Origin of the sequence: Chroococcidiopsis sp. [FACHB-1243] (assembly GCF_014696895.1) — a bacterium.
In the GTDB taxonomy this organism is placed as follows: Bacteria; Cyanobacteriota; Cyanobacteriia; order Cyanobacteriales; family Chroococcidiopsidaceae; genus Chroococcidiopsis.
In genome coordinates, this window is the sequence record NZ_JACJQX010000107.1 from 1 (window position 1) to 6,616 (window position 6,616).

The 6,616-nt window shown below is 47.2% G+C and carries 3 protein-coding genes; 1 reads left to right on the forward strand and 2 read right to left on the reverse strand.

Features of this window, described 5'->3' with window-relative positions; all coding sequences use genetic code 11:
- Window positions 1-87 precede the first annotated feature (87 nt).
- A complete protein-coding gene (gene aqpZ, locus H6G17_RS31840; protein WP_192162687.1) occupies window positions 88-798 on the reverse strand; it encodes an aquaporin Z in 711 nt (236 codons plus the stop codon).
- 696 nt (window positions 799-1,494) lie between these two features.
- Here aqpZ and H6G17_RS31845 point away from each other — a divergent pair.
- Window positions 1,495-1,890 carry a CAAD domain-containing protein gene (locus H6G17_RS31845; RefSeq protein ID WP_192162690.1) on the forward strand — a complete coding sequence of 132 codons (396 nt, stop codon included), beginning with the start codon at window positions 1,495-1,497 and terminating at the stop codon, window positions 1,888-1,890.
- Window positions 1,891-1,913: 23 nt separating this feature from the next.
- Here the strand turns inward: H6G17_RS31845 and H6G17_RS31850 are convergent, their stop codons facing one another.
- The gene (locus H6G17_RS31850) at window positions 1,914-6,248 is read right to left on the reverse strand and encodes an ATP-binding protein (RefSeq protein WP_192162692.1); all 4,335 of its coding nucleotides are present in this window, start codon (window positions 6,246-6,248) and stop codon (window positions 1,914-1,916) included.
- Window positions 6,249-6,616 lie beyond the last annotated feature (368 nt).

Genomic DNA, 6,616 nt, shown 5'->3' on the forward strand with positions numbered 1-6,616 from the left:
TTTCGTCTGGTGCGATGGCTGATGACTCATTTCGATGTATTTGCCGCTCATAGAGCTAAATCTGGCTTCATTTGGGCATAGAAAACTTTAAAGTCCCACTAGGACTGCCCCTAAAATTGGAGCCAGCCAAAACAACCAAAGTTGAGCAATATGCTCCAAGCCAGCAAAAAGTGCTGGACCCGTGCTGCGAGCAGGGTTGACTGAGGTATTAGTTACAGGAATACTAATTAGATGAATTAAGGTCAGTGCGAAACCAATAGCAATGGGAGCAAAACCTTGGGGAGCGCGGCGATCTGTTGCCCCTAAAATCACCATCAAGAACATGAAAGTCATCACGACTTCGGTTAAGAAGCAAGCTGCTAAAGAATAACCACTGGGTGAATGTGTACCGAAACCGTTTGTTGCCAATGGGTTTGAGCCTGTGAGAGTGAAGCCCGCCTTACCGCTAGCAATTAGATAAACAACACCCGCACCCGCGATCGCACCTGTGACTTGGGCAATGATATATGGCAGTAGTTCAGAACCAGGAAATCGCTTGCCAGCCCAGAGTCCGAAAGTTACAGCTGGGTTGAGATGGCAATCAGCAACGTGTCCTAATGCATATGCGATCGTCAGTACCGTCAAACCAAAAGCGATGGATACACCAACTAGTCCGATTCCTAATGGGGCTGCTGTCCCCTCACCTAGTTTTGCTGCACCTGCCGTAAATGCTGCTGCAAGTACTGCACTACCACAACCGCCAAGAACTAGCCAAAAAGTCCCAATCGACTCCGCTACGCACCGTTTCATAAGTGCCATGTTCATCTATTCCTTACAGTGAGTAAAAAGTTTTTTACGCAACAGATAAAGACAAACTTTTGACTGAGAAGTGAAGCTTCTTCTCGATCAAAAACGAGTTTGAATTGTATCGTTTTATGCCAGATGCAAAGTAGCTAGAGTATTGCCCTATCTCACAATGCATTCATAAGTTAGAGGACAGATAACATACCTGTTTCCGTACACTCTACACTTGAATTGAACACACTTTACACTTAATTGAAAGCGAGTTTTATCTACTGAAAGAGATAGTCTAATAGTAGTACTAATGAAGACAGTAGCTGCTCGTAGCCATTTTAACAAACGGGAAAGATTCAATCTGAATTATAAATCTGCCCGCAACTTCTGAATATGTCGGGATTGATTACAGTAATCTAGCAAGCGAGATCGAGCATTTAGTTTTTTCATCAATCCAGACATTCTATTCCAGGGGACGTTAAAAGTTAATTTGACTAAAACAGAACCAGTAGCAGAAACAACTCGCATATCTAATGCTAACGGACGATCGCTCAGAATACTTCTATTAATTTCTCAGTGTGAGGAAGGTAGAAAAAACACATAACTTACGGTAGAAACAGCAGGCTTAGTTATCAGCTAGCTTAATGGATATATTGCATCAGATGCAGCAGTACGAGCGTGCGTCGAACATAAATATCATAAGTAATAAGTAGGCAAATCATGCAACAGACAGAATACATGACCGACACTTCAGAAGTTAGAGAAACATCAGAATCTACATCTCTAACAACACCATCGACTACAAAACAACTTGAAATGCAGGGACGGCAGATCGGTAACAATATAGTTGCTTTTTTTACAGAACTACCGAAACACCTTAGTAGCTTCTGGCAACAATACAAACAACCAATTACGAGCATTCTTTTAATTTTTGTTGCCTTAATTGCAGTCAGAGTGTTGTTTGCAGTCTTGGCTGCTCTCAACAGCATTCCACTATTAGCACCGACGTTTCAACTAATCGGAATTTTCTATTCAGTGTGGTTTGTCTATCGATATCTGCGGACAAAATCTAACAGGGAGGAATTGGCAAGTAAGTTACAGTCACTTTTTGAATAAACGATCGGATTGATATCTGCTGACTATCGATCGCACAGAACGGCGATCGCCTGCACTAACTGCTCTGGTTCTACAGGTTTTGGCAGATGCAGCCCAAATCCTGCTTGCAGGGCAAGTTGGCGATCGCACTCTCCAGCATAGGCAGTGAGGGCAATTGCCGAAACCTGCCCCCCTGCTTGCGGCGATCGCTGCCTGATTTGTTGCATTAACATGTAGCCATCGACATCTGGCATTCCAATATCGCTAATCAAAACGTTAGGGACGAAGCGATCGAAGATAAGCATTGCTTCTGCTGCCGATGCTGCGACCTGCACTTCTGCCCCATACTGTTCTAAAACGATTTGAGCTAAATTCAACATATCGGCTTCATCATCTACGACTAACACGCGAATACCTTGTAAAGGACAGGAAACAAAGGATGAAGTCGCGCTTCGATCGCTCATTTCTGGGCTTTCATCCTGAAGCAGAGGTAAACTGACGGTGAAAGTTGCTCCCTTTCCTTCTCCAAGGCTTTCGACTTTGACTGTACCCCCATGTAACTCGGTGATGTGGCGTACAATTGCCAGCCCTAATCCTAACCCGCCAAATTTTCGTGTCGTTGTCCCATCTTCTTGCCGGAAGTAATCAAATACGTATGGCAAGAAGTCTGGATTAATTCCTTTTCCGGTGTCGCTGACTTGGATTTTAGCGTAGTTGCTAATTGGTAATTGGTGATTGGTAATTGGTAGTTGGTAGTTGCTGAGTGGCTGGTGGCTGGCGGCTGGAATTGCTTCCTTGTCCCCCTTGTCCCCGACTCCCGACTCCCGACTCCCGACTCCCGAAGCTACTCCCATCAGCGAAACCTCAATCCGTCCCCCTGACGGGGTGAATTTAACGGCGTTAGAGAGTAAATTCCACACAATTTGTTGGAGACGATTTGCATCCCCAAAGACTAATCCTACATTGGGGGCAAATTGAGTTTGAATCTGAATGTTTTTTGCTCGTGCTACCAACCGCACAGTTTCTATAGCTGCCTCAATTGTAGTGGTTAAGTTGACCGAGGTGATGTTGAGCGCCATTTTTCCTTGTAATATGCGCGAGACATCTAACAAGTCTTCAATTAGTTGCGTTTGTAGTTTGGCATTGCGCTCGATCGTTTCTAGGGCGCGATCCGTTGCTTGTGCGTCAAATTTGCGAGAACGTAGCAGTTTTGTCCAACCTAAAATGGGGTTGAGGGGCGATCGCAATTCATGGGATAGTACAGCCAGAAACTCATCTTTAATTCGATTGGCAGCTTGGGCTTCTTCCCGTGCTGCTTGTTCCTGCTCCAGCAGTTGTTCGCGTTCGGCTTCAGCTTGCTTTTGCTTGGTGATATCGCGTGAGATTGATAGCAGTTGTGCAACCTGTTCCGATGCATCTCGGATCGGCGTGATGATGACATCCCACCACTTCGGCTTGCCCTTTGCCGTGGTAAAGAAGCCTTGAAATTGACCGACATTGCCCGCTTTGGCTACGGCGATCGCTGCTTGGGCACTTTGGCGATCTTCACCCTGCCAGTAATCAAGCCAGTTCGTGTCGAGGAAAGCTGTAGAATTGTCGATTTCTAGAAGAGCCAAGCCGCCTGTATTCACGTAAAGGAGTCGCCCATCTAAGGATAAAACTTTAATGCAGTCTCTACTGCTTTCTAAAATGCGTCCCTTCAGTTCTTCACTCTTTCGCAGGGCTTCCTCAGCTTGTTTGCGATCGCTAATATCCCGATAGTAGAGGGAAAGCCCGCTGGATGAGGGGTAAGCGTGAACTTCAACCCACATGTCGTATGGTTGATAATATTCCTCAAACTCAACCTTGACTTGCTCGAAGAGCGCTCGACGATATTCAGATTCAAACCGACTGCCAATTGTATCGGGAAATACTTCCCACAAAGTTTTACCCAGCAACTCTTCTGGTGTTTTTTGCGTCAATTTTGCTGCTGCTCGGTTGACGTAGGTATAGCGAAACTCGCGATCGAAGGCAATAAATGCATCCGTCACCCGTTCGAGTATGATTTGTTCCCGCCGCGCTGCCTCTTGCCGCATTTGCGACAGCTTCAGGGTTGCTTCGACTCGCGCTAGCAACTCGCGGGCAGAAAAGGGTTTGATCAAATAGTCATCCGCTCCGGCTTCTAACCCTTCGACTCGTGCCTCTTCTCCCGCCCGTGCCGAGAGGAGAATTATTGGCACTTCCCTGGTCTGGGGATCGGCTCGTAGTGCTTGCAACAGTCCAAAACCATCGAGTCTCGGCATCATTACGTCAGTTAACACCAAATCGGGAAGGCGGTCGCGAACGGCAGTCAAGGCAGATAATCCATCTGATACGGCTTTGACTTCGTATTGCCGACCTAGCAACCGCTTGACATAATCACGCATGTCTGCATTGTCATCAGCGAGGAGAATGTAGATAGGGGAAGCGGGAGTCGGTAGGGGCGCACTGCCGTGCACCCGTACTGGGGAGTTGGGAGTTGGGTGTAATTCTTCACTGCTCCCTACTCCCAGCTCGTCCCTGCTCCCTGCTTCTGGTAGCCAGCGCAATGCTTCTTCAACATAGGGAGCTGCACCTAATGCGGTTGAAGCTAGAATTCGCGGGCTGCTAATCCGCTCTGGAGGTAAATGAGCTTTCCCTGTAGGAATCGACACCGTGAAGCAACTGCCCGATCCTAGAAAGCTGGTGACTTGCACCGTGCCACCGTGCATTTGTACCAATTCTCGCACCAAAGATAATCCAATGCCCGACCCTTCAAAAGTGCGTCCCTGCGCTCCTTTAACACGGTGAAAACGTTCAAATAAATGGGGAATTTCGGCAGCGGGAATTCCGATTCCCGTATCTTGTATACTCAGCTGGACGCAATCGCCTAACCAGTGCAAGCTGACGGTAATTTCTCCAGCCAGCGTGAACTTGAAAGCATTTGAGATCAGGTTTAAAACAATTTTTTCCCACATTTCCCGATCCACATACACGGGTGCAGGTATGGGCGGGCAATTAACCAATAAGCGCATTCCAGCTCGTTCGATCGCGGCACGAAAGACGCTGGCTAGTTCGGCGGTAAAGCTAGCTAGATCGGTGGGTTCGTAGGAGGCTTGCACCCGTCCGGCTTCAATTCGAGAAAAATCGAGTAGCGTATTGACCAATTTCAGCAAGCGGAGTCCGTTGCGCTGCACCATCTCCAACTGTTTGCGGTCTTCTAGCGGTAGGAGGCTAGAGCAGCGGAGCAAGGTTTCTTCTATTGGACCCAACATCAAAGTCAGTGGGGTACGAAATTCATGTGACACATTGCTAAAAAAAACAGTTTTGACGCGATCGATTTCTGCTAAAGCTTCTGCCCGTTTGCGTTCTTCTTCGTAAGCTTGGGCATTGGCAATACTCGCAGCAATCTGCGCTGCTACCAGATCGATGAATCCTTTGTAGTTATCGTCGAACAGCCGAAACGGATTCAAACCAGCAACTAATATCCCTGCCTTCCCTGTCTGACCGGAGGGAGCAATTGGTACGGCTACAGCTTGATGAGGCGATCGCTGCCAAGCACCCATCGGTAGATTGCTAAAATGCGACTCTAGATCGGAAACTAGCATTGCCTGTTGTGTCTTTAACACCCGAGCAAACTGCCACACGGAATCCTCATCTAATGCAACTGTTTCGGGGGCGACTGCGTGGAAGCGCTCGATCCCACTCGTCCCAGCCAGAGAAAGGCATTGCTGCTCTGGATCGACTAAATATATGGCGGCGAAGGGAAGATCGTAGAGATTGGTTGCCAAACAGCTAGCGCTCAGCCTACAGGCTGCATCAAATGTCCGTGCATCTACTGTTTTCGCTGCTAGCTCTTGCAACAGTGCCAACTGACGTTCGCCGATGACACGCTGTGTATCGTCCGTGTTAGCGCAGATAATGCCTCCTGTGCCACCATCATCATCGGGGATTGGACTGTAAGAAAACGTGTAGTAAGTTTCCTCGCTGTAGCCGTTGCGCTCCATGATCAGCAACAGCGATTCATCATAGGTTCCTTCATTTTTCAGCAGTACCGATTCTGCACGGGGAGCAACCCGATCCCAAATTTCGCGCCATACAACAGCAGCAGGTTGTCCTAATGCCTCTGGATGTTTGCCACCAACAATAGACTTGTAGGCATCGTTGTAGAGATTTATTAGCTCCTCACCCCACCAGACAAACATTGGTTGGCGACAGGTAAGCATAATCCGCACGGCGGTTTTCAGACTCTGCGACCACTGCTGCGGTATACCCAGCGACGTTTTCGACCAATCTTTTTCTCGCATCCGCGCGCCCATCTCGCCACCACCGAGCAAAAAATTGGTATTGGCATTGCTGGATGATATTGACTCTTGCCTCATTTTTTCTCTCTACCGCTCTACTTCTGAGTCATCTCTGAGCTTAGTTTTAGTTGCCGCTTCGGGCTACTAATTTTTGGCTGTTCGAGGGCGATCGCTTGTATCAGTAGAGGCTCTAGAGAAAGGTGCATAAGTCCAGGCAAATATGACACAGATATAATTTATTTCATACTATCCCCCATAAGATAGAAATAAGTTTCTATCTCAAGACAGAATTTTGTAATTTTAGGTATCTATAGGATTCATATTTGATTTTTGAAATACACGTAGTGGTGTGGCAAGGCTAAAATAGTGCATTAAAATCAGCTGTTTCTTCGGTGACAAAAATCGGATAAAGATGTTTAAGTTTGACGCGAGCATCTTCAGTAGTA

What these genes read in the sequence shown, in the direction of transcription:
- aqpZ (WP_192162687.1), bottom strand. Translation starts at nt 798, where the DNA reads ATGGCACTTATGAAACGGTGCGTAGCGGAGTCGATTGGGACTTTTTGG.
- H6G17_RS31845 (WP_192162690.1), top strand. Translation starts at nt 1,495, where the DNA reads ATGCAACAGACAGAATACATGACCGACACTTCAGAAGTTAGAGAAACA.
- H6G17_RS31850 (WP_192162692.1), bottom strand. Translation starts at nt 6,248, where the DNA reads ATGAGGCAAGAGTCAATATCATCCAGCAATGCCAATACCAATTTTTTG.